We start from the raw sequence: 23,567 nt of genomic DNA on the forward strand, positions 1-23,567 counted from the left end.
TGCCCATGCGGGGCGGCCAGAGCGCGACGGGGCCGCGCTGTACCGAGCGCATCGAGGTCTGCATGAAGGTATGCATCGGGACGTGGCGCGCATGGCCAGGAAACGGCCGGCCGGCGATTTCGGCGGGATCGTGGCCGGCGAGGCTCGCGACAAAAAAGGAGAATGTTTCGTCATCCTTCCGGTCGAGGCCCGCTGCGGCCTGGGCGGAGGCCCACGCCCGGTACAGCAGAGTCAGGTAGCGGTGGTGAAAGATGTCGAGGAAGTTGACGAGCGTCGCATTCCGCCGGTTCTGCTCACGCTCGCGTGCAATCTCGGTCATGTGAATCGGCAGCGGCCCGTTCGGCCCAAACATGCCCAGACTGAGAAGCCGTATCTTCAGACGCCCGTTGACCTCACGCACGTCGGCAATCTCGCGCGGCGCGAATGCGAGGCTCGGTGCCTGGCCGAGACGGAACGGCTCCGCCTGCGGACGCCGCGCGGTGCCGACCGGATCAATGCGGGGATCGGCGCCGATACGGCCCAGCAGGGAAATAAACCCGTAGCGCCAGGGTTCGGCCATCAGACGTCCAACGCTTTCCGGTGAAAGCGCCACGCCGGGCATGGGCAGATCGAAGCGGGCGCGCTTCATCAATCACGACGCGCCTGATGCGGCCCGCACGGGAAAGACAGGAGGCGTGAGGCGTGGATACGTAAGACGTGGATACCTGTCGCAGCGTACAGCTTTCATCGTTTGACCTCTTCCCCGAGTTTTTTCAATCATCGGGGATAGTCGTTCGATAATCAGCAGGACTATTTCGCAATAACGCTGGGAAATGTCAGCAGCGTCCAGTTGCATTGACGGTTATCCACCCCGTCCTGAGCATGTTATGCATCACGCGTCAACACTGGCCATCGGGCTGGCGTCAGCGCAGGCACAAAAAAGCCTGCGACGGGCGCGGGCAACGAGAGCGCGTCTCTGCAGATCAGGAGGGGAATTGTGCCGACATGCAGAATCAATGAGAGGGTCGTGTACGCAGCCGTGACATCGGACAAATCCGGGAACGCGCAGCAAGCGACAAGATAAAAAAAGGGCGACCGGAGTCGCCCTGAATGGTCACGCAAAACACCTGCCGTGTCCCGATGATGCGGACAACCGGAGGCCGTGTGCAGCAACCAGGTTGTTACATTCGAACGGAACAGATGTTTGTAGCTCTTGCGCGTCGCGGGAAGAATTTATCCACAGTTTGTGTTGACAGGCTTGTTGATAACACCAGGAGATCCTACCTAAGTACCTGACCCCACACGACATTCATCCCCAGACGCAGTTAACGCCGCCGCGCCTCAATAAACACTCGCCTCACCCGCCGGCCGATTCTTGAACCGCTTGTGCACCCAATAGTACTGGTCAGGAATCCGCCTCACCTGCGTCTCGAGAAACTCGGTGATGCGCCGCGCGTCGACGGCTACGTCGTCGGACGGAAAATCGCTTAGCGCGTCGAAGATGCTCAGCTTGTAGCCGCGATAATCCGGCAGCACTTCCGTCACGAACGGCACCACCCGCGCATTCGCCGCGCGCGCCATCCGCGAGACGGATGTGAGCGTGCAGGCCGGCACGCCGAAGAACGGCACGAACACCGAATCGCGCAAGCCGAAATCCATATCCGCGGCGAGCATCACCGGTTTGCCGTCGCGCAGCGCGCGCAACGCGCGTCGCACACTGTCGCTGCGCGGAATCATCTCGGTGCCGAAGCGGCCGCGCTGTCGCTTGGCCATCGCATCGAGCAGGAGGTTCGACATCGGCGTGTAGAGCGAAGCGACCGGATGCCGCGTCGAATACATCATGCAGCCCGCCTCGATGCCGACGAAATGGAAGCCGACAAAAATCGTCGGCTGACCCGCCATGTCGGACAGATCAATCGCGCTCTCCACTTCGACGAGGCGAGCCAGCGTCTGCGCATTGCCGAACCATTGCGGCCCGCGTTCGACGTAACTGCGGATCACGTGACAAAAGTGCGCGCGCGCCAGACGTTCGCGCGCCTCGTCGCTCATGTCCGGGAAACACAGCTTCAGATTGGTATGCACGACGCGCCGGCGCGTGCTGGGAATCCGGTACAGCAAGGCGCCGATACCGGTGCCGATTCGCGCGACGACGCTATACGGCAAAAAAGCAAACACGCGCAGCAGACCTGTCATCAGACAGATCAGGATTCGACTTTTCACAAGGCGGGACCCGGTGGATGCTGGATGGCAAACACGCCGGCCGCGGCAACCACAACATTGCCAGCGGACGAAGTGACATACGCGCGCGTCTTAACGGGTCTCGCGCGGCGCGGATTCGAGAATGGACGTCTCGCTTGTGGCGAAATGCCGCGGTGCCGGAAGCCGATCCCGTGCAGGGATCAGGCGTCGTTTAGGACCCTTGATAAAAGCACCGCCGGCGTGATTAAAACACATCGCGCGTGCCGGATACACAATCCACCGGGCAGACCACCCGGCAAACGGCAAGAAAGCGTTGCCGGGCGGCGCTTCCCTGCTCTTTCAAAAACTTGCCTGCGTGCGCGGCCGCCAGATTCAAACGGTCCGCACACGCCCGCCGCGCCCCAAGGGAATCCCCCTGGAAATCATCACGGCTTGTTCGACTCGAACAGATCCATGATCTGCTTCTTCTCGTTCGACGAGACACTCGGCGGCGGCACCGTCGGCGGCGTCATACCGGCCGGGCCGACGCCACCGACCGCATCGCTCACGCCGGCGGTCGGATTCGCCGAGTCCAGACCGATGCTGGCGACGAAGCCGTTGCCCGGCGTCATATCCGTATAGAACAGTTCGCCGTCGACCGAAGTCACGCCGTCAGGCTGGGCCGGTTCGCTTTGCGGCACGCCGCGCAGCGCGCGCTGCATGTATTCCACCCAGATCGGCAACGCCAGTTGTGCGCCGAATTCGCGGCTGCCGAGACTCTTCGGCTGGTCGTAACCCATCCACGCCACCGCGACGAGCGACTGCTGATAACCGGCAAACCAGCCGTCTTTCGCGTCGTTGGTCGTCCCCGTCTTGCCCTGCAGGTCCGTGCGATGCAGCGCGTTGGTGCCCGCGCCCGTGCCGGCCGTTGCCACCGAGTGCAGCAGGCTGTTCATGATGTATGCGTTGCGCGGTTCCAGCGTGCGCGGCGCATCGCGACCGGCCGTCAGCGGCTGCGCCTTGGAGAGCGGTTGACCGCGCGCGTCCGTCACCTCGTTGATCAGATACGGATTGATCCGGAAGCCGCCGTTCGCGAATACCGAATACGCACCCGCCGACTGCAACGGTGTGACGAGGCCCGCACCGAGCGCCATCGGCAGATAGGGCGGGGTCTTGTCGGCGTCGAAACCGAAGCGCTGCGTGACGAAGTCTTGGGCGTATTTGGTGCCGATGTACGACAGAATGCGGATCGACACGAGGTTCTTCGACTTCTGCAACGCGAGACGCAGCGGCATCGGACCGTCGGGCTGGTCGTCGTCCTTCGGCTCCCACGCGTCGCCGCCCGGTGTGCTCGACGGGAAGTACAACGGCGCGTCGTTGATGATGGTGGCCGGTCCGAGACCCTTGTCGAGCGCGGCCGAATAGATGAACGGCTTGAAGCTGGAGCCCGGCTGACGCCACGCCTGCGTAACGTGGTTGAACTTGTTCTTGTTGAAGTCGAAGCCGCCCACCAGCGCGCGAATCGCGCCGTCCTGCGGCGTGAGCGACACCAGCGCGCCTTCCACTTGCGGCAGTTGCGTGATCTGCCAGTTGCCCTTGTCGTCCGCGATCAGGCGCACGATCGAGCCGACCTTGATCTTCGTGGCGGCCGTGGCGCGCGCGCTCAATGCGGCCGCAGCGAAACGCAAACCGTCGCCGCTGATCGTCACCTGCGTGCCGTCCACGAGTTGCGCCTTGACCTGCTTCGGACCCGCGTCTGTCACCACGGCGGCGATGATCTCGCCGTTGTCGGGGTGATCGGTAAGCGCGTCGTCGATAGTCTGGTCGCGGTCGTCGCCCGGCGCGGGCAGTTGCACGAAACCTTCTGGCCCGCGATAGCCGTGGCGCCGCTCGTAATCCATCACGCCCTTGCGCACCGCGCGATAAGCGGCGTCCTGGTCGGCGGAGTCGATCGTGGTGGTGACATTCAGGCCGCGTGTATAGGTTTCGTCCTTGTACTGCGCGTACATCATCTGCCGGACCATTTCGGCGATGTACTCGGCGTGCACGCTATATTCGTTGCCCGGATTCTTGGTGTGAATCTCTTCCTTCACGGCCTGATCGTACTGATCCTGGCTGATGTATTTCAGCTCCAGCATGCGCCGCAGAATGTACTCCTGACGGATCTTCGCGCGCTTCGGGTTGACCACCGGGTTGTACGCGGACGGCGCCTTCGGCAAGCCGGCCAGCATCGCCGATTCCGCCAGCGTGATGTCTTTCAGATCCTTGCCGAAGTACACGCGCGCGGCCGCGGCGAAACCATAGGCGCGTTCGCCCAGATAGATCTGGTTCATGTACAGCTCGAGAATCTGATCTTTGGTCAGCGCGCGCTCGATCTTGTACGCGAGCAGCATTTCGTAAATCTTGCGCGTATAGGTCTTCTCGCTCGAGAGGAAGAAGTTGCGCGCCACCTGCATGGTGATCGTGCTCGCGCCCTGCGAGGCGCCGCCGTGCGAGAGGTCGGAGATACCCGCCCGCAGAATGCCGATGAAGTCGACGCCGCCGTGCTCGTAGAAGCGATAGTCTTCGATCGCGAGCACCGCTTTCTTCATCTGATCGGGAATGTCCTGGAAGCGCACGAGGGAGCGCCGCTCCTCGCCGAACTCGCCGATCAGCACATGGTCCGCCGTATAGACACGCAACGGCACCTTCGGACGATAGTCGGTCAGCGCGTCGAGCGACGGCAGTTGCGGCCCCATCACCACCAGCGCATAGCCGACGATCAGCGCGCCCACCACCGCGAGGGTCGCGAGCAGGCTGGCGAACCAGATGACGAGGGTCGCGCCGAGGGAACGGCGGCCGGCCTCGGCGTCGCGCGAAGCTGCGTTGCGTCCTGGAGTGCGTTGGTAGGAATCCCGGTCTTCACCAGACGGAGAATTGGATGAATGCGGTCGTTTGATGATTGGCATGACTGGAATAGTGGGCGCATGACTGAACGCCTTTCTGCACGCGCGCATGGCGCGCACATGAATCGTGATCGAGAATCGTAGCCTGAGGCGCAAACCACCGCACGGCCCTTTGCCCCCGGCAGGCCGCACGGCGCGCCCGGGTCGAGTCCGGCGCAACGTAACAGCGCATTTTAAAAGAAATCAAGCACGGTCCAAGTTAGTTTTTTTGTAAGAATTCCCTTCGCGCGAAAGGAGTCTGTAGTTTCGGATGAACCCACGAGCGCTTTCACGCGCTGCCGGAGTTATTCACAGAAAATGTTGAAAGGCCTGTGGACAAGCTGCCCGCAAACGTTACAACTCGTTGATGCCATGGGATTTTCATGTCGCGCCCGTTCCGCATCGGCGCAACTCGTCATATGATGGACTCGGCGCGCGCTAACACGGGCTCGCGCCGCGGCGTCCGCCAAATGGCCGCTTTGAACCGCCCATGCCAACAAGTATGCGAGCCGACCATGAATAAGCCCAGCGAACGCATCGTCGTATTCGTCACGACCGCGCAGAAGCGCGCGATCACCGCCACCGCCGAAAATATGGGCATCAGCGTCAGCGAACTGATGCGGCGCGCGGTCCTGAGCTTCGGCGCGACCAGCGAACAGGTGAAAGCGGCCAGCATCGTCGACCGCCTGCGCGCGCCCCGCGCGCCGGACGCGCTCGACGCCGCGCTGCAACGGGTCGCGCGCGGCACACGGCACGCGCGCGCCGCATTGCCGCCGGTTTTGCAAACGCACGGCGACAGCACAAGCGGCGCGCCTACGGATGGCGCGGCGGCTTCCAACGCGCCTGCGCCGGGCGGACTGCCGGGCTTTGCATCCGGACAGGCGGAGCCCGCGCCGTTGTTGCCGGCGGGTCTCGCCGCCGCGCTCGCCGCCGGCATCGACGAGGAAGCAGCGGCAACCGCCGAAGCCGTCGCGCGCGTGGCGGCAGCTGAAGCGGCATCGGCGGGAGGACTCTCAACGCAAACCGATATGGAAGCGCAACTGCGCAGCGTGCTCAAACACCCCCGCGTCGACACCCCGCGCGACGACGACGATCCACTGGGCGATCCCACCACGAAAGGCGGCCGTTTCGCGTAACGGGTTTGTGCGATGCCTAGCATGCTGATTGCGTCGGCGCGTTGCACATCGTTACATCGGCGTCATTCAAAATGCGTGAGCTTTCGGCACTGCGAGCCTGGCATTCATCCAGCGATCAGAAGCGGCGTTTGCATATTGAAAGCAGCCTCGGCGTTTGCGTCTTTTGTGTGGTTGTATGCACGACCATTATTGGCCATCGTCTCCCTGCTCGCGCACGGCGACGATGGACGCAAACACCGCCCGCTCGCATCGCGCCTTCACGCCCACGACACGTGCTGCGCGCAAAGTTGGCTAATCTGTCATCGCGCCCTTTAAGGGGGTTTTAAGAGAGCGCGTGGTGTAATATCCGCGAGCGGCTGAATGACGCATCGCGCGATTTAACCTTCGAGCTGTTTGCGACTCGACATTCGAATCGAACAATTTACGTTGCCGCTATTGCAATCGGCGCGCGCGCCCCGAACTCCGGTCCGAACGTCGCGCAGCTTCGCGTGCAGCGGCGTAAAGTAGCAGTTGAATGCAGTTGAGCGCGCGGGATTATTCAGCGCCGTTTACATTCTTTGGAGGTTTTCATGTCGCTTTTTGACAGCATTTCCCGCACGCTTAAAGGTCTCCTGAACGACGCAGCCGACTCCGTGCAGGATCCGTCGCGCGACTCGCGCCAGATCGTGCGCGAACTCGACGAGAGCATCGCCAAAGCCGAGAACTCGCTGATCGAGATTCAGGCGCAAGTGGCCACGCAGCAAAGCAAGCGCGATGTTGCCGCGGACAAGGCGAAGAAATACGAAGACGGCGCGAAGCGCGCGCTGCAATCCGGCGACGAAGCGCTCGCGCGCGAAGCCCTCGGCGCGCAAGCCACGGCTGAAGCCGAACGCGATGCGCTCGCGAAGGAACTGATTACGCTGGAGCCGTCGGTGGCGCAGCTCAAGAGCCAGATCGAAGACATGCGCACGCGTCGCAATGACCTGAACGCGCGCTCCAACATTCTGCAAGCCAAGCAGCAGATCGCCCAGGCGAAGGACGTGGCGGCCACGGCATTGGGTGGCATCGGCGGAAAGAATCTGTCCGAGGATTTCCAGAAACTCGAAGACAAGGTCGCGCTGTCGAATGCCCGTTCGGACGCACGCCTGAATTCGGCCGACGTGAAGAGCGGCAAGGCGCTCGACGACAAGCTCGCGGATCTGAACCGCGGCCCGTCCGTCGAAGATCGTCTCGAAGCATTGAAGAAGCAGATCAATACGCCGGCCCAGTAATTGCGTCGGCAGCAGTACATACCGGCGGCCTTCGTGTGAGCCACCGGAATCGACTGAAGGAGACGGGCGCAACGCGCCCGGTCCGTAAATGAAAAAATTTCTCGCAACCGCGGTTGCCTCACTGCTGTTCGTGTCGGCCGCGGCGTTCGCAGTGCCCACCGTTCAGCAGATCGAATCGGCCATGTCGCAAGGCAACTGGCAACAGGCCGACGCCGGCCTGAGCGAAGTGTTGCAGGCGCATCCGAACAATGCGCGCGCGCACTATCTGTATGCCCAGGTGCTCGATCGCGAAGGCCGTTCCGCCGACGCGCTCGCCCAGGTGCAGCAGGCCAAGACACTCGACCCGCAAATCCGCTTCACCGACCCGACCCGCTTCGCGCAGACCGAAGCACGCATTCGCAAGGACGCGGAACGGGCAGGCACCATGGGCGGCAACACGACCAGCCGCGCGCCCAACCCGTTCGCGCAGCAGCAGACGGCGCCGTCCGTGCAGCAACAGTCGGCGATGGTGCCGCAGGCGCCGCAACGGCATGGTCCGGGCATGGGCATGTGGATCGGCATTCTTGTCCTCGTCGGCGTCATCGCGCTGGTGCTGCGCTGGACCTTGCGCCGCGCCCGCGCGAAAGGCGATACGCGCGCCGACGACGAGCGTCGCGTGCAGCTCAAGCGCGCCACGGAGATGCTCAACACCGTGCGCTCGCTCAAGCTCGATGTGAAGCTCTCCACCGTGCAAGGTCATGAGGCATTGGAGAAGGAAGTCGAAGCCACTGAAGACCAGTTGCGCGGCCTAGTAGAAACGTTGTCGAACAGCAAGAATCCGCTGCCGCCGTATCAGCTCGACGAACTCGAGCAACGGCTCGGCAGCATGCGCGCGCGCCTCGAGGGCCGGCCCGATCCGTATGCCGCACCGGCCGCCAGCGCGCAACAACAGTCGCCGTATGCGCGGGAAGCCGAACGTTTCGGCAACCCGCCGCAAGCGCCCTATCCGCAGCAAGGTCCGTATCAGCAACAGCCGCCGGTTATCGTGCAGCAAGGCGGCGGTGGTTTCGGCGGCGGCATGGGCGGTCTGCTGACCGGCGTGCTGCTCGGCGAAGCGTTGAATTCCGGGCGCGAGCGCGTGGTGGAGCGCGACGTGATCGTCGACGACGAAGCGCGGCGTCGTGGCAACGACGGCGGCAATGGCGGCAATGGCGGCGGCCTCGACTTCGGTCAGGGTTCGAACGACTGGAACGACAACGGCGGTGGTGTCGATCTGGGCAGTAGCGACGACTCCGGCGGCTGGAACGACAACACCTGAGGTTCGCCGCGCGGCTGAAATCGAATCAGGCTGGACAAGCGCGCGTCACTGAAACAGGCTCCTTTACGGAGCCTGTTTCGTTATGGCGATCCGTTTCTGAGGCTTCACGTCCGCGTCGGCACCCGTTCACTGACCGGTTCATGCTGCGTCAGCACCATCGAACCCGCGAACAGTCGGATGATGAAGCGCTCTGCATAAGCGATCAGCGCATCGCGGCGCGCGTCGTCTGCGTCGATATATTCGGCTGAGAGATGAAAGAGCTGCAGCACGATCTGCGTGCAGATTTCGTCGACGGTCTCACGAGAAAGTGTCGGCATCAATTCCAGCTGAACGACGTCGTCGGCCATTTCCGCTGATACGTCGTGCAGGTTCGCGCGCACGGCTTCGCGCAATGCCGGCGACGTACCATGATATTCGGCAAGCGCGCTCAGAAACGCCGCGCGGTTGTCCAGCGCGAATGCAAAGAACGCGACGCAGGCGCGGCGCGGCACGCTATGCGGTTCGTCGTGCGCGGCGAGCCAGCGCTCACGCCGCAGCATCGGCCGCAACCGGCGGCTCACCGATTCGAGAGCTTCGCGCGCCAGCTCGTCGAGCGTGTCGAAATGACGATAGAAGGTGTTGGGATTGAGTCCGGCCTCGCGCGCCAGTTCGCGCAAACCCAGGCTCGTGAAACTGCGGCCGCTCGCCGTCAGCCGCAACGCGGCTTCGATCAGTTTGCGCTTGCCGGCCGGCAGTTCCTGCCCGACGGTTGCGCCGTGTTCGGCGGCGGGCGCCGCTTCGGCTACGAATGTCATGTGTTTTCAATCGATGCGCGCCATGCGCGTTTAATAGCAGTACTCTAAACGATCTTGACGCTAGGTGCACAGTTGTCTACCCTGCGCGTTATGCCGCAGCATGCATCTGTAGACGCCTGAAATTCGCCCCATGCCGGAGACCGCCGTGACGCCTGCCTCATCCGCCCCGCCCGCCGCGCCGCGCATCGTCATCGTCGGGGGCGGCTTTGCCGGTATCGGCATGGCGATTCGTCTGCAGCGAATGGGCATCACGTCGTTCACTATCTACGAGGCGGCCGGCGATATCGGCGGCACCTGGCGCGACAACACCTATCCCGGCGCGGCCTGCGACGTGCCCTCGCATCTCTACTCGTTTTCGTTCGAACCGAATCCGGCGTGGTCGCGCGCGTTCGGCGGCCAGGCGGAAATCTTCGCCTATCTGAAACGCTGCGCGCGCAAATACGATGTTGAGCGTTACGTGCGCTGCAATGCGCGCGTGGCCGCGGCGCGGTTCGACGAAGCGCGCCAGGTCTGGCATGTCGATATCGATGTGAACGGCGCGCGTGAAACCATCGAGGCCGATGTGGTGATCGCCGCAAGCGGTCCGCTGTCGCGGCCGGCCATGCCGCAAATCGCGGGGCTCGAGCGCTTCGAAGGCAAGCTGTTTCATTCGGCGCGCTGGGACCATGCGTATCCGCTCGAAGGCAAGCGCGTCGCGGTGATCGGCACGGGCGCGAGCGCGGCCCAGTTCGTGCCGAAAATCCAGCCACGTGTTGCGCATCTCGATCTGTTCCAGCGCACCGCGCCGTGGGTCATGCCCAAGCCCGACAAACCGGTCGACGCGCGCGCCCGCTGGCTGTTCGAGCATCTGCCGTTCACGCAGCGCTTTTTGCGCAGCGCGATCTACTGGCAGCTCGAATCGCGCGCCATCGCGTTCGTCGTCAATCCGGAGCTGCTGAAGGTGCCGATGAAATTCGGCCTGAGCTACCTGGAACGACGCGTCAAGGATCCGGAGCTGCGCGCCAAGCTGACACCGAACTACCGGTTCGGCTGCAAGCGCGTGCTGCTCTCGAGCGACTACTATCCCGCGCTCAGTCAGCCGAATGTCGACGTGGTGACGAGCGGCATCCGAGAAATCGTCGCCGACGGGATCGTGACCGAAGACGGCGTGCATCGCCCCGCCGACGCCATCATTTGCGGTACGGGTTTCCAGGTCAACGACGTCGGCGCGCCGTTCGAAGTGACCGGTCTCGACGGCGCGGATCTCAGCGCTCAATGGCTGCGGGACGGCCCGGAAGCCTACCTCGGCGTGAGCGTCGCGAACTTTCCGAACTTCTTCATGATCGTCGGGCCGAATACGGGCCTTGGCCACAACTCGCTGCTCTACATGATCGAGTCGCAAGTGCAATACATCGCCGATTGCCTGCGTGTACTGCGTCGCCGCAAGGCACGCACGATGAATCTGCGGCCCGACGTGCAGCGCGATTTCAACACGCGCTTGCAGAAAGACATGCAGCACTCGGTATGGGCGAGCGGATGTCGTAGCTACTACCAGACCCGCAGCGGCAAAGTGACCGCGTTGTGGCCGGGCTTCAGCTTCAGCTTTCGCAAGCGCACTCGCCGCGCGCGACCGCACGACTATCGCTTTGCGCCTTGACGGCGTGACGCCGTGAGCGGCGGCTGACAACCCGGGAGAACACGACACCGCCCATGCGATCCAATTCGAAGCCGCGCGAACCAGAAATCGAACTACAAGGGAGATAACAAACATGGCAAGCATCGACTCCGGCACGCCCGCCTCGACGTCCCCGTTACCGCCGCGCTCGCTCGCCGCGCGCCTCGGCATCACCAGCGTGCCGCGCGACGAATTGCGCCGGCGCTATACGCAAAGCGGCTCCAGATTCGTGAAGATCATGGGTGCCGACGTGCATTACGTCGACGAAGGCAGTGGCGACATCATCGTGATGATCCATGGCTTCGCGTCTTCGCTGCATACGTGGAATCGCGTCGCCGACGAACTCAAGCGCGGGCATCGCGTGATCCGCCTCGACCTGCCGCCGTTCGGCGTGACAGGACCGCTGCGCTCCGGCAGCGGAGCGATCGAAACGATGAATCTGCCGACCTATCGGCGTTTCATCGACACATTCATGCAGGCGCTCGGCATCTCGCGCGCGACCTTCATGGGTAATTCGCTCGGCGGCCTGATTGCGTGGGACTATGCGGTGCGGCATCGCGAAGCGGTTGAACGGCTCGTGCTGATCGACTCGGCCGGCTTTCCGATGAAACTGCCGATTTACATCGGCCTGTTCAACAGCGCGCTGGTGCGGGTCAGTGCGCCGTGGTGGCTGCCTGAGGTCATCGTCAAAAGCGCGGTGCGCAACGTGTATGGCGATCCGCGCAAGATCGATGCGGTGACGCTACGGCGCTACGTCGAGTTCTTTCACGGCGAAGGCACGCGTGCCGCGATCGGCAAAATGGTGCCCACGCTCGACTTCAAGGAAGTGGACACCGACGTGCTGAAGACACTCCACGTGCCGACGCTCGTGCTATGGGGTGCGAAGGATCGCTGGATTCCGACTGCGCACGCCGCCGAATTCGCCAGCCGCATTCCGGGCGCGAAGTCGATCATGTATCCTGGGCTCGGCCATATTCCGATGGAAGAAGCGCCCGAGCGTGTGATGACCGATCTGCGCGCTTTTCTCGGCACGCGCGGCGCACGCGTTCCGGTTGACGAAGGCACACGTCGCGAACCGGCCTGACCCGACTGCTTCGTCCCCGCAATTCAATCAATCGATGTTTCGCGCGGGCTCGCGCGTGCATATGGCGCGCGAATCTTGCGCGCCCTTCCCTCGCCTCGCGCGACGCGTTCAGCCGCCGCCCAGCAGACGCAACAGTCCCCAGAGAAACTTGCAGAGCATGACGATCAGCTCCCACAGATGATAGAGCTGTTGCCAGCCCGAAACGCGCGCGAAGGAGTCGATCATGAGTTACCGGCAATAAACGGAAAGGTCTGCGGATAAGCGTGTGGATCGCAGTTGGACCGCACATCATAACGACTGCGGGATACCCCGGATCAAGTCGCTTGAAAGACTGCCGTAAACGCGTCGAGGAGGCGCTGAAAACGCGTTGGGTGATTGCGCCGATTGAATGCGCCGAGCGCGGCGGCGGAGAACATATTGCATGGGAAGGAGACCACCATGACGCGTTTCAGCTTTCGCCGTCCGGCCCGTTCGCACACGGTGGTCGGCGATATTGCCGCGCAAGCCGGCAAATTGGGCATTGAAATCTGCGACGTATCGGGCCACGTCGAGGAAGTAGCCGCGCGCGTGCAACACCAGGCGCAAGTATGCCGCGCGCTACGCGAATCGGCCGCGCAGACGCTCGCGGGCAATCATCGCATTGCCGCTGCCGCGCGGAAAATGAGCGACGTATCCGCCGAAGCCGCGACCGGGGTGCAGGAATCGCAGCAAACGCTCGAAGCGTCGCTGGCCGATATTCATGGACTCGTGGAAGGCGTGACCGTCATCGAAAGCCAGATCGGCGCGTTGCGCAGCGCGCTGGCGCATGTGAGCCGTGTCTCCGAGGAGATTTCGCTGATCGCGCGTCAGACTCATCTACTGGCGCTGAATGCCGCGATCGAAGCCGCGCGCGCCGGCGACTCCGGCAAGAGTTTCGCGGTGGTCGCGGCCGAAGTGAAGAACCTCTCGGCGAAGACCGCGCAGGCCACCGGGCAGATCGAGACCACCTTGGCGCAGCTCACGCAACAGACCGAGCAGCTGATCAGCGAGGGATCCGTGAACACCGCGCGGGCGCACCGCGTGCGCGAAGGCACGCGCAAGATCGGCGACGTCGTGCATGCAACGGGCGATGCGATCGCGCATCTGAATGACGAGGCCGGGCAGATCGCCGTGTTGACCGGCGAGATCGAATCGCAGTGCGGCGGACTCGAGGCGCAGGTGCTGGAAATGGCGAGCGGCGTCGAGGATTCGAGCGAGAATTTCGTGCAGGCGAAGGACCGGTTGGGGAATTTGCTTGGCGTGTCCGAAACCCTGATCGAGCTGACCGCCGCGACGGGTGTGGAAACGGCGGATACGCGTTTTATCGAGGCTGTGCAGCGGGCGGCGGCCGCCGTGAGCAAGGCATTCGAAACGGCGGTGGCGCGTGGTGAAGTGTCGATAGAGGATCTGTTTGACCGGCATTATGTGCCGGTGGTTGGGAGTAATCCGCCGCAGTTTTTGACGCGGTTTACTGCCTTGACCGATCGTGTTTTGCCGGCTATTCAGGAGCCTTTGCTCGATCTCGATCCGCGTGTCGCGTTTTGTGCCGCGGTCGATTCCCGGGGGTATTTGCCGACGCACAATCTGAAGTTTTCTATGCCGCAGCGGGATGGTGATGTGGTCTGGAACACCGCGAATTGCCGGAATCGGCGGATGTTCGATGATCGGACCGGGATTGCCGCGGCTTCACATACCAAGCGGTTTTTGTTGCAGACGTATCGGCGGGATATGGGCGGTGGGGAGTTTGTGCTGATGAAGGATGCGTCGGCGCCGGTTTTTGTCGGTGGGCGGCATTGGGGTGGGGTTCGGGTTGGGTATCGGGTTTAAGGGTTTTTGGTTTTGGCCTTTTCTTGTGTTCTTGGTGGTCTATTAGCGTTGCCCCTGTGCGGGGCGGCACTTACTTCTCTTTGCCGGCCGCAAAGAGAAGTAAGCAAGAGAAAGCGGCTCACACCGCTAATTCTTAAGCGGGTCCCCCGCACAGTTGCGGTAGTGGTGCATCTGGAATCCGTGCTCTCGCACATTCCGCGTGAGTGACAAAGGAGTCATTTTTCCGGCGGCGCTGCACGCACCGTCGCGGTCGTTCAGAAAGCGGCTGACGACGATGTGCGCGGCATCATCCATGATCTTGATCCCTCATGATATGCCCCGCCCACGAAATTACCGATAGGTCCCATCACTGGGGCAACGCTGATGACCCCATCGCGCACAAACAAACCCACTACCTTTGAGCGTACCGTTCCGGCGAGCGCGGAGCGCGAGGCGGGAAGAATGAGCGCCTTGTCACAAGCGCCGAATGCGCGAGAACCCAGATTCCAGATGCACCACTACCGCAACTGTGCGGGGGACCCGCTTAAGAATTAGCGGTGTGAGCCGCTTTCTCTTGCTTACTTCTCTTTGCGGCCGGCAAAGAGAAGTAAGTGCCGCCCGCACAGGGGCAACGCTAATAGACCACCAAGAACACAAGAAAAGGCCAAAAACGCAAAGACCACCGCAAAAGAACTGAGAAACTCAAACCGCCATCCCAGCCCGCCTCCTCTCCGCCCGCTGCATAAAATAATTAGCCGCCACCACCCCAACAGTAACCACAGCAATAAAGAGAGTAGCCAACGCATTCATCTCCGGATTCAACCCCAACCGAACACGCGAGAAAACAACGAGCGGCAAAGTAGTCGACCCAGGCCCAGACAAAAACGCCGACAGCACCAGATCATCAATCGACAAAGTGAACGACAACAGCCACCCGGAAACGAGCGCTTGAGAAATCAGCGGCAACGTAATAAAGAAAAACACTCGCAACGGCGTGGCCCCAAGATCTAGCGCCGCCTCTTCGAGCGAGGGATGCAACTCCTTCACCCGCGACTGCACGATGATCGCCACATAAGAAATACACAGCATCACATGCCCGATCCAGATCGTGAAAATGCCGCGCCCGGCAGGCCAACCCAACCACTTGGCCATTTCGATGAACAGCAGCAACAGCGAAATCCCCTGAATCACCTCAGGGATCACCAACGGCGCATTGATCATCCCGGTATACAGCGTAAAGCCGCGAAACCGCCCCATCCGCGCGAGCACGAAACCGGCCCACGTGCCAATGACAACGGAAGCAAACGCCGTCAATAAAGCCACGCGCAACGACAACCAAGCCGCCGCGATCAACTCGTCATCCTGCAGCAACGCCGCATACCAGCGCGTCGAAAAACGCGTCCACACGGTGACCAGTTGCGATTCGTTGAACGAATACACAATCAGACTCGCGATCGGAATGTACAGAAACAGAAACCCGATCCCCAAGGCAATCAACTGCAAAATCCGGTTCGGTTTCATCAGCGCCTTTCCTCCATCGCCTTCGCCTGCGCGTACTGGAAAAACGCCATCGGCACCAATAACAACAACACCATTGCGCACGTCACGGCAGACGCCATCGGCCAATCGGCATTGTCGAAGAACTCATTCCACATCACGCGGCCGATCATTAGCGTGTTCGCGCCGCCCAGCAATTCGGGAATCACGTACTCGCCCACCGCCGGAATGAACACCAGCAAACAACCGGCGATGATGCCGTTCTTCGAGAGCGGCAACGTGATCTGCCAGAACGCCTTCCAAGGCTTCGCGCCGAGGTCGTAGGCGGCTTCCAGCAGCGTCATGTCCATCTTCACGAGATGCGCATACAGCGGCATCACAAGGAACGGCAGATACGAATAGACCATGCCGATATAAACGGCGGTATTCGTGTGATACAACTCGATCGGCGAGTGAATCAACCCGATCGACATCAAAAAGTTATTCAGCAAGCCGTTGTTCTTCAGAATCCCGATCCACGCATACACGCGAATCAGAAACGACGTCCAGAACGGCAGCATCACGGCCATCATCAGCAGATTGCGACTGCCCGGATTCGAACGCGCGATGTAATACGCCATCGGATAGCCGATCAGCAGACACAATAGCGTCGAGATCGCGGCGACCACCACGGAATTCACGTAGGTCGCGAAATAGAGGCTGTCGGTCAGCAGAAACGCGTAATGCGACAGATCCAGAGTGGCGTGAATCGCGCCGTCCGCGAATTGGGTCAACTCCGTGTAAGGCGGAATACCAAGCTGCAGATCGGCGAAACTGATCTTGACGACCAGCAGGAACGGCACGAGAAAAAACAGCAGCAGCCAGATGAACGGACCGGCCACCACCGCGGTGCGCCCGGTCAGGTTGAAGCGCCGCACCGGCCAGGTGGCGAAGGAATTGAACGAGCGCTTCATGACGTCAGCACCACGCCGGCCGATGCGCTCCAGCGCACGTACACTTCGTCGCCCCAGGTAGGCGGATCGATCTCGGTCAGCGCGAGGCTCGTCACGTTCGCGATCACGGTTTTGCCGGCGTCGAGCTTCACGTGGTAAAGCGAATAGCCGCCCATGTAGGCGATATTCGTGACGACGCCCTTGCCCCAGTTGTATGCGCCCTCAGGCGGTTTGCGCGTCAATGCGATCCGCTCGGGGCGCACCGAAATCGTCACCGGCATGCCGAGCGGACCGCTGATGCCGTGGCTCACATACAAACGACAAGACAGATCCGGCGTTTCGATGAACACGTGATCGGGCTCGTCTTCAACCGTATGGCCTTCGAACAGATTCGTCGAGCCGATGAACTCGGCCGAAAAACGGCTATTCGGATATTCGTACACTTCGTGCGGCGTGCCGAGCTGCACGATCTCGCCTTCGCTCATCACGGCAAGGCGGCCCGCCATGGTCATCGCCTCTTCCTGATCGTGCGTCACCATCATGCAGGTCACGCCCACCTTGTCGAGAATATTGACCAGTTCGATTTGCGTGCGCTGGCGGATCTGCTTGTCGAGCGCGGACATCGGCTCGTCGAGCAGCAGCAGCTTGGGCCGCTTGACCAGCGAACGCGCGAGCGCCACGCGCTGTTGTTGACCGCCGGAAAGCTGATTGGGTTTGCGCTTCGCGAAGCGGCCCATCTGCACGAGTTCGAGCGCGGTCTGCACGCGGTCCTTCAGTTCGGCCTTCGGCACGCCTTCCTGCTTCAGCCCGAAGGCAACATTGCCCTCCACGGTCATATGCGGAAACAGCGCGTACGACTGGAACATCATGTTGACCGGCCGCCGGTACGGCGGCAATTGCGCGAGGTCTTCGCCGTCGATCAGGATCTTGCCCGAGCTCACGCTTTCGAGTCCGGCCATCATGCGCAGCAAGGTCGACTTACCGCAGCCGGAACTGCCGAGCAGCGCGAACAGCTCGCCCTTCTTCACCGAGAGGTTGACGCCTTTGACCGCCACGGTCTCGCCGAACTTCTTCACGACATCGACGACCTGGACGAAGTTGTCCGTGGCGTCGCCTGCAACGGCGTTCTGGCCCGGGGACGGCGCGACGGCCCCTGCCAGCGCGCCCGACTGGTCACTACTCATCACAATGCTTGACTCCGGCGTTTGACGAACAAAGCCCCCGGTGAACACCGAGGGCTTCTTGATGATGCCTACCCGTTCATTCTGGCCGCGGGTCAGCGGCCGGACTTGAATTCAGTCCACAGCCGCGTTTGCAGCCGCTGGATTTCCGGCGGCAACGGCTTCAGCAGGAACAGGGTCTTGATGACTTCAGGCGGCGGATACACGGCCGGGTCGTTCGCCACGTCCTTGTCCACGTACTTGCGCGCTTCGAGGTTGGCGCTCGGGTAGTAGACGGCGTTGGTGATCGCGGCGTGAACCTGCGGCGTTTCGATGTAGTTGATCCATTCGAGCGCGGCTTCCTTGTTCTTCGCGTCCTTCGGAATCGCCATCACGTCGAACCACACGGGCGCACCGCCCTTCGGAATGTAATACTCGACCTTGTAGGGCTTCTTCGCTTCGACCGCGCGATGCTTGGCGATCACGACGTCGCCCGACCAGCCGTACGCAAAGCACACGTCGCCGCCAACCAGGTCGTTGATATAGCCCGACGAATTGAACTGCGTGATGTACGGGCGGATCTTCTTCATCATTTCGAGCGCGGCGCGGTAATCGGCCGGGTTCGTGCTCATCGGATCCTTGCCGATGTAATGCAGCGCGGCGGCGAACATCTGGTCCGGCGCGTCGAGCACGGACACGCCGCACGCCTTCAGTTTCGAAATGTTTTCCGGCTTGAAGAGGACGTCCCAGCTATCGAGCGGCACGTTCTTGCCGAGAATCTGCTGCGCTTTGTTGACGTTGTAGCCGAGGCCGGTCGTGCCGTATGCCCAGGGCACCGTGAACTTGTTGCCCGGATCGGCGCCGGCGACGAGCGCCATCAGCGAGGGATCGAGGTACTTCAGGTTCGGCAGCTTCGATTTGTCGAGCGGCGCGAAAATGCCGGCGGCGATCTGCTTGCCGGCGTAATTGCTGGTCGGCACGACGATGTCGTAGCCGGAATTGCCGGTAAGGAGCTTGGCTTGCAGCGTGTCGTCGCTGTCGTAGTTGTCGTATTTGACCTGAACGCCGGTCTGTTTCGTGAAGTTCGGAATGGTGTCCTTGGCGATGTAATCGGACCAGTTATACACGTTGAGCTGCGTGTCTTTCGCAGCGGCCGTCAACCACGGCGCCGCGCACAAGACCAGCGCCGCCACTTGCCCCACTACCCGTCTTTTCATTCCGTTCTCCGATCCTGACCGGCCCGTTGCCGGCCGTCCTCACCCGCGCCGCGGCACTGCGCCCACGGCTCCCCTGAAAAACCCGAAAAGTACCATCAATTATTGCGCGGACCAAAAAAATTGCCAGGCTGTCGCGCAAACGGTACAGCGTCCGCCGCACCGCTGGAAAATTGGCCGCAATTTTAGCGGGTTATGCGCGCGTGTCCACCCGAAAAAAACACCCGTACCGGTGCGCCGTTATCTGGTTGTCAAGTTGACGCTGCGCAGGGCGCGCTTCGTTCGCGCAAACGGTGGTGGCGGGCGGCCGTATTCCGTGACTTCGATGCCGAACGGCCAAGGTCGGAGTGCACTCAAGCCGCGAAGCGTTCGACGGTGCACAATAGCTCTCACAGGCCGAGCGATGGCACGCCGCCCATCGCGTTGCCGCGTCCCGATCTCGACGCGCCGCCCGCCGTCCGCACGGCGGGCACGTGGCTTGCAAGAGGATTCAGTCTTAAACCTCAGGCATCGATGAACACGAATCCGTTCGCATTGCGCCCCAATCGCCGCCGGCCTCTGCCGGGCGATGGGGCGGCACGTCCGCCGCACTGGCTCTCGTTCGTCGGCGCTGGGGCGTTGATCGCGGTCGGCTATATCGATCCGGGCAACTGGGCGACCGCTCTCGGCGCCGGCGCTGGCTACGGCTACCGCCTGCTCGGCATCGTGCTGCTGTCGAGCCTGATGGCGATGCTGCTGCAGTGGCTGTCGTCGCGCCTGGGCGTCGTGACCGGGCGCGATCTCGCGCAAGTCTGCCGCGAACGCACGGGCCGCCGGGGCACCCTCTTTCTGTGGCTGACGAGCGAGGTCGCGATCATCGCGTGCGACGTCGCCGAGGTGGTCGGCAGCGCCGTCGCGTTGCAATTGCTACTTGGCGTGTCGCTCACGGTCGGGGTCCTCATGTCGGCGGTCTGCACCTTTGCGCTGCTCGCGCTCCAGCGGAAAGGCGGCCGCAAACTGGAAGCGGTGATCGCGGCGCTGATCGGCTTCGTCGGCCTGTGCTTCGTGGTCCAGCTCGCGCTGGCGCGGCCGGACTGGCACGCGGCGCTCGCCGGCACGGTGCCGAGCGTCGAGCTGCTGCGCAACGCGGGCATGGTGTGGCTCGCGGCGGGCATCGTCGGCGCGACGGTGATGCCGCACAACCTCTATCTGCACTCGGCACTCGTCAAGCATCACGCCCCCGACGGCAGCGACGCGCAGATCAAAGTCGCGCTGCACGTCGTCAATCTGGACACTTTCGGTTCGCTGTCGTTTGCTTTCGTGATCAATGCGGCGCTGTTGATCGTGGCCGCCGCCGTGTTCTATGTGAGCGGCCATCGTGACGTGACCGATCTCGCGGATGCCCACCGTCTGATCGCACCGCTTGTCGGTACGCATTGGGCCGGCATTCTGTTCGCGGCGGCGCTGCTCGCCTGCGGACTGAGCGCGACCGTCACCGGCACGCTGGCGGGCCAGGCGGTCATGGAAGGCTTTCTGCGCATCCGTCTGCCGCGCTGGAAGCGCGCCCTGCTGACCCGCGCGCTGGCGATCGGGCCGGCGCTCTTCGCGGTCGCGCTGTTCGGCCAGCACGGTTCCAATCAGTTGCTGGTGGCAAGCCAGGTGGTGCTGAGCCTGCAATTGCCGCTCGCGGTCGTGCCGTTGATCCGCTTCACGTCGGACGCCGCGCTGATGCGCGGCTGGCGCGTGCGCGGCGTGCCGCTCGTGCTCGCGTGGCTGTCCGCGGCGTTCATCATCATGCTCAACGGCGCGTTGTTGTGGCAACTCGCGTTCGGTGTCTGAGAGGCCGGTTTTCGACCGGCCTGTCAATCAAATGACTTTGTAAGTATTCTCTGAGTATCTCGCCATGACCGGCGACGCCGTCTGCTTGCGCAGCGCGCCGGCTGTGCGGCCTGTTTCATCCCGGCTGCCGGGTTGTTTGCGGCAGCCATTTTTGTGCCCTTTTTTTGCGCCCTTCAGCGCTTCCGCGCGACCGATCCGGTGAGCGTTGCGGGTGTCGTCTTTCGATGCCTGCCGTGTCCGTTTTGCTCGCCGCCCTTGCTCCAGGACGACAGCCTCATGCGTTTTGACGCCTCAATCGACTGCCTTGCCCGCAACGCCTCCCCTCAGTCCCGTCAACTCACGGCGCGCTTCTCCCGCGTCACGCTGCTCGCCACGCTCGCCGTCTGCGCCGCCTGCGCCCTCCTCAGCGGCGAGGCGCGCGCGACGGTCGCGATGCTGCAACCCGCCCGCGTGGCCGCCGCCAGCGAGCCGTTGCAGATCACACTGCTCTACTCCGCCGACGACGCCAAGGCCCTGACCATCACCGTCCCGCCGACCATCCGCGTGACGATGAGCGCAGGCGAACAGTCGCCGCAGCCGCTCGATTTGAAACGCGAAGCGAGCGTGCCCGACACGCTGCATCTGCGGCCGGGCCAGTTCCGCAAGGTGCGTTTCTCGGCGCCCTGGCCGCAGTCGGCGCGCGGCGAGGTCCGCATCGACCCGGTGGGCTTCGATGCGTCGCCGGCGCTCGTCGCAATCAATCGCGGGCCGCAGCAGGACGCGATTGCCCAGGCCGAACGCGCGGAAAGCCAGGCGACCACGCCCGCTCAGGTTGCGGCGACGGCCGCCGTGGTCGGCGGCCCGACCGGCGACGCCATTGCGCCGCCCGGCGATTCGCTCGCGACCACCGGACGCGGCGTGCTCTCGCACCTTTCCTATTACGATCCGATGTACATCGCGTTCGGCCACAACGGGGACACAAACGCGCGGCTGCAACTGAGTTTCAAATACCGCATCCTGATCCCGGACGATTTGCGCTCCAAAGCCTTCCTCGACAACCTGTACTTCGCATATACGCAGACCTCGATCTGGGATCTGTCCGCCGATTCGCGGCCGTTCCACGACACGACCTATTCGCCGCAGTTGTTCTACTACGTGCCGGACACCGGCTGGCAGAGCCCGCTTTACACGCGCATGGGCTTCGCGGCCGGCGTTGCGCATGAGTCGAACGGCAAAGCCGGCGCGGACTCGCGCAGCATCAACATGCCGTTTATCCGGCCGACCTGGGAATTCGGCGATCTGACGGCCAACCACCTGACCGTGTCGCCGAAGATCTATTACTACCTCGGCACGAGCAGCAACCCCGATATCGCCGACTATCGCGGCTACGTCGACTTGCTCGTCAAATACGGCAGCCCGGACGGCTGGCAACTGGCGACCACGCTGCGCAAGGGCACCAAGCACTGGTACGGCAGCGTGGATTCGCAATTCACCTATCCGCTCGCCAAGCTATTGGGCAGCGCGTGGGGCGGCTATGTGTGGGTGGGCTATTTCAACGGCTACGGCGAAGACCTGCTCGACTACAACAACCGCCAGCACTGGATCGCACGGATCGGCTACAGCATCGCGCGTTGATGCGAGCGGGCGATATCGCGCGTCGAAGGCGTCGAAATATGCGGCAGATGCTGCCAACAGTGCGCGAACCGCGGCCATGCCGATGGCACGCGGCGAGGCGCATGGCGCGCATCGGTTAACATAGCGGAACTTCGCTTCTCCGCCCCAAGGTTTCCGATGGCTTCGAATCTCCACGATCTCCCCGACAGCCCGTGCATCGGCGTCTGTTCCACGCTGTTCGACGACGTCTGCAAAGGCTGCGGCCGCACCGCCGTCGAAGTGTCCAACTGGGTTTTCCTGAGCGACGAGGAAAAGCGCGCCGTGTGGGTTCGCATCGAGCAGGAAGGCACCGCGATGCGGTTTGCGAACGACAAGCTGTAGATTGGCCTGGCGGCTCCGGTCGCCCGATGCTTGCGGCGCTGGCCGCTCAGATTCAATGTCAAAAGAGAACGCCGGGACGAAATTGCACCCGGCGTTTTCACGTGGCAACGCATGTTGGTCAAGCGCGCATGTAATGCGTGACAATCAGAACCGCATGCCGACACCCAGGCCGACCACCACCGGATCGATGCTCAAGCGGCCAAGCGGCTGCCCGCCGAGCGAAGCATCCGTGTGCATCCAGATCTTCTTGATATCCGCGTTGACGAACAGGGACTTGGTGACCTGCACGTCGACGCCGGCCTGCAACGCCGGTCCCCAGCTGTGATTGTTGATCGAGATCGGCTGGCCGCCCGCGCTCAGGCCATTGTTATAGAACAGCGTGTAATTGAGACCCGCGCCGACATATGGGCGAATGCGGCCCGCGTGATTGAAGTGATATTGCAACAGCAACGTGGGCGGTAATACGTTTACGCCGCCCAGGCCGCCGAGGTTCGAAGTCACTTGATGCCGCGACGTGCCGAGAATCAACTCGACGCCGAGGTTGTCGCGAATCATGTAGGTCAGATCCAGTTCCGGCACGGTCGCGTTATTGACGCCGACGTTGAGCGCGCTCAGCGATTGCGTCGTGCTCACGTTCGGCATGATGCTGATGGCGCGCAAGCGCACCAGCACGTCGCCGGCGTGAATACCGCTCATCTCGTCGTCGCCGGCCGCATGCGCCAGCGGCGCGAGCACGCCCGCGAACAGCAGGCTCGCTGCGATGGCGGCGGTTCGGATTCTGTTTCTGTTTCTGTTTCTGGACGAGTGCTTCATGTGCTTCCCCGCTTGGTTTGTTTGCATGCGGGGATTGTC

At 62.5% G+C, this 23,567-nt stretch carries 18 protein-coding genes and 1 pseudogene; 9 read left to right on the top strand and 10 right to left on the bottom strand.

The features are described from left to right. Positions 1-19: 19 nt before the first annotated feature. The 3 genes and pseudogenes from tssG to B0G81_RS36200 all read right to left on the bottom strand — a co-directional run. Positions 20-628, bottom strand: a pseudogene (gene tssG, locus B0G81_RS36190) (type VI secretion system baseplate subunit TssG); the annotation flags it as partial. A 692-nt stretch (positions 629-1,320) separates the two neighbouring features. Further along, positions 1,321-2,172, bottom strand: a complete 852-nt coding sequence (locus tag B0G81_RS36195; RefSeq protein ID WP_243856709.1) for a lipid A biosynthesis lauroyl acyltransferase — start codon at positions 2,170-2,172, stop codon at positions 1,321-1,323. Positions 2,173-2,603: 431 nt separating this feature from the next. After that, complete coding sequence (locus B0G81_RS36200; protein ID WP_134142358.1) at positions 2,604-5,105, bottom strand: penicillin-binding protein 1A; 2,502 nt, start codon at positions 5,103-5,105, stop codon at positions 2,604-2,606. 491 nt (positions 5,106-5,596) lie between these two features. Here B0G81_RS36200 and B0G81_RS36205 point away from each other — a divergent pair, with 491 nt between their 5' ends. From B0G81_RS36205 to B0G81_RS36215, 3 genes are all read left to right on the top strand, one after another. Continuing rightward, positions 5,597-6,217: a hypothetical protein gene (locus B0G81_RS36205; RefSeq protein WP_134142360.1), complete on the top strand. Its 621-nt coding sequence runs from the start codon at positions 5,597-5,599 to the stop codon at positions 6,215-6,217. Between the two features lie 569 nt (positions 6,218-6,786). Next, on the top strand, positions 6,787-7,467 hold the full coding sequence (locus tag B0G81_RS36210; RefSeq protein ID WP_134142362.1) for a PspA/IM30 family protein: 681 nt from the start codon (positions 6,787-6,789) through the stop codon (positions 7,465-7,467). Positions 7,468-7,555: 88 nt separating this feature from the next. Next, complete coding sequence (locus tag B0G81_RS36215; RefSeq protein ID WP_134142364.1) at positions 7,556-8,764, top strand: tetratricopeptide repeat protein; 1,209 nt, start codon at positions 7,556-7,558, stop codon at positions 8,762-8,764. A 104-nt stretch (positions 8,765-8,868) separates the two neighbouring features. On the opposite strand, the gene B0G81_RS36220 is transcribed toward B0G81_RS36215, so the two are convergent. Next, the gene (locus B0G81_RS36220) at positions 8,869-9,558 is read right to left on the bottom strand and encodes a TetR family transcriptional regulator (RefSeq protein WP_208328585.1); all 690 of its coding nucleotides are present in this window, start codon (positions 9,556-9,558) and stop codon (positions 8,869-8,871) included. 145 nt (positions 9,559-9,703) lie between these two features. Here B0G81_RS36220 and B0G81_RS36225 point away from each other — a divergent pair, with 145 nt between their 5' ends. The 3 genes from B0G81_RS36225 (at position 9,704) to B0G81_RS36235 (ending at position 14,141) form a co-directional block, all read left to right on the top strand. Beyond that, positions 9,704-11,194: an NAD(P)/FAD-dependent oxidoreductase gene (locus tag B0G81_RS36225; RefSeq protein WP_134142366.1), complete on the top strand. Its 1,491-nt coding sequence runs from the start codon at positions 9,704-9,706 to the stop codon at positions 11,192-11,194. A 112-nt stretch (positions 11,195-11,306) separates the two neighbouring features. After that, the gene (locus B0G81_RS36230) at positions 11,307-12,296 is read left to right on the top strand and encodes an alpha/beta hydrolase (protein ID WP_134142368.1); all 990 of its coding nucleotides are present in this window, start codon (positions 11,307-11,309) and stop codon (positions 12,294-12,296) included. Between the two features lie 438 nt (positions 12,297-12,734). Continuing rightward, on the top strand, positions 12,735-14,141 hold the full coding sequence (locus B0G81_RS36235; protein ID WP_134142370.1) for a methyl-accepting chemotaxis protein: 1,407 nt from the start codon (positions 12,735-12,737) through the stop codon (positions 14,139-14,141). Positions 14,142-14,267: 126 nt separating this feature from the next. Here the strand turns inward: B0G81_RS36235 and B0G81_RS43955 are convergent, their stop codons facing one another. From B0G81_RS43955 to B0G81_RS36255, 5 genes are all read right to left on the bottom strand, one after another. After that, positions 14,268-14,435: a hypothetical protein gene (locus B0G81_RS43955; RefSeq protein WP_166679111.1), complete on the bottom strand. Its 168-nt coding sequence runs from the start codon at positions 14,433-14,435 to the stop codon at positions 14,268-14,270. Positions 14,436-14,822: 387 nt separating this feature from the next. After that, positions 14,823-15,641: an ABC transporter permease subunit gene (locus B0G81_RS36240; protein ID WP_134143312.1), complete on the bottom strand. Its 819-nt coding sequence runs from the start codon at positions 15,639-15,641 to the stop codon at positions 14,823-14,825. Further along, positions 15,641-16,570, bottom strand: coding sequence for an ABC transporter permease subunit (locus tag B0G81_RS36245; protein ID WP_134142372.1), 930 nt, complete (start codon positions 16,568-16,570; stop codon positions 15,641-15,643). Before B0G81_RS36245 ends, B0G81_RS36240 begins: the two co-directional genes overlap by 1 nt. Further along, a complete protein-coding gene (potA, locus tag B0G81_RS36250; protein ID WP_166679112.1) occupies positions 16,567-17,733 on the bottom strand; it encodes a polyamine ABC transporter ATP-binding protein in 1,167 nt (388 codons plus the stop codon). Before potA ends, B0G81_RS36245 begins: the two co-directional genes overlap by 4 nt. 92 nt (positions 17,734-17,825) lie before the next feature. Further along, the gene (locus B0G81_RS36255; protein ID WP_134142374.1) at positions 17,826-18,926 is read right to left on the bottom strand and encodes a polyamine ABC transporter substrate-binding protein; all 1,101 of its coding nucleotides are present in this window, start codon (positions 18,924-18,926) and stop codon (positions 17,826-17,828) included. 510 nt (positions 18,927-19,436) lie between these two features. Between B0G81_RS36255 and B0G81_RS36260 the strand changes: the two genes are divergently transcribed. From B0G81_RS36260 to B0G81_RS36270, 3 genes are all read left to right on the top strand, one after another. Further along, the gene (locus B0G81_RS36260; protein ID WP_121307799.1) at positions 19,437-20,741 is read left to right on the top strand and encodes an Nramp family divalent metal transporter; all 1,305 of its coding nucleotides are present in this window, start codon (positions 19,437-19,439) and stop codon (positions 20,739-20,741) included. Between the two features lie 276 nt (positions 20,742-21,017). Continuing rightward, positions 21,018-22,355, top strand: a complete 1,338-nt coding sequence (locus B0G81_RS36265; protein WP_134142376.1) for a phospholipase A — start codon at positions 21,018-21,020, stop codon at positions 22,353-22,355. A gap of 156 nt (positions 22,356-22,511) precedes the next feature. Next, entirely contained in the window at positions 22,512-22,715 is a 204-nt protein-coding gene (locus B0G81_RS36270) for a DUF1289 domain-containing protein (RefSeq protein ID WP_012433308.1), read from the top strand. Positions 22,716-22,859: 144 nt separating this feature from the next. On the opposite strand, the gene B0G81_RS36275 is transcribed toward B0G81_RS36270, so the two are convergent. Continuing rightward, entirely contained in the window at positions 22,860-23,528 is a 669-nt protein-coding gene (locus tag B0G81_RS36275) for an OmpW family outer membrane protein (protein WP_279590522.1), read from the bottom strand. Between the last annotated feature and the right edge of the window lie 39 nt (positions 23,529-23,567).

The sequence above is a fragment of the Paraburkholderia sp. BL6665CI2N2 genome (assembly GCF_004366535.1).
In the GTDB taxonomy this organism is placed as follows: domain Bacteria; phylum Pseudomonadota; class Gammaproteobacteria; order Burkholderiales; family Burkholderiaceae; genus Paraburkholderia.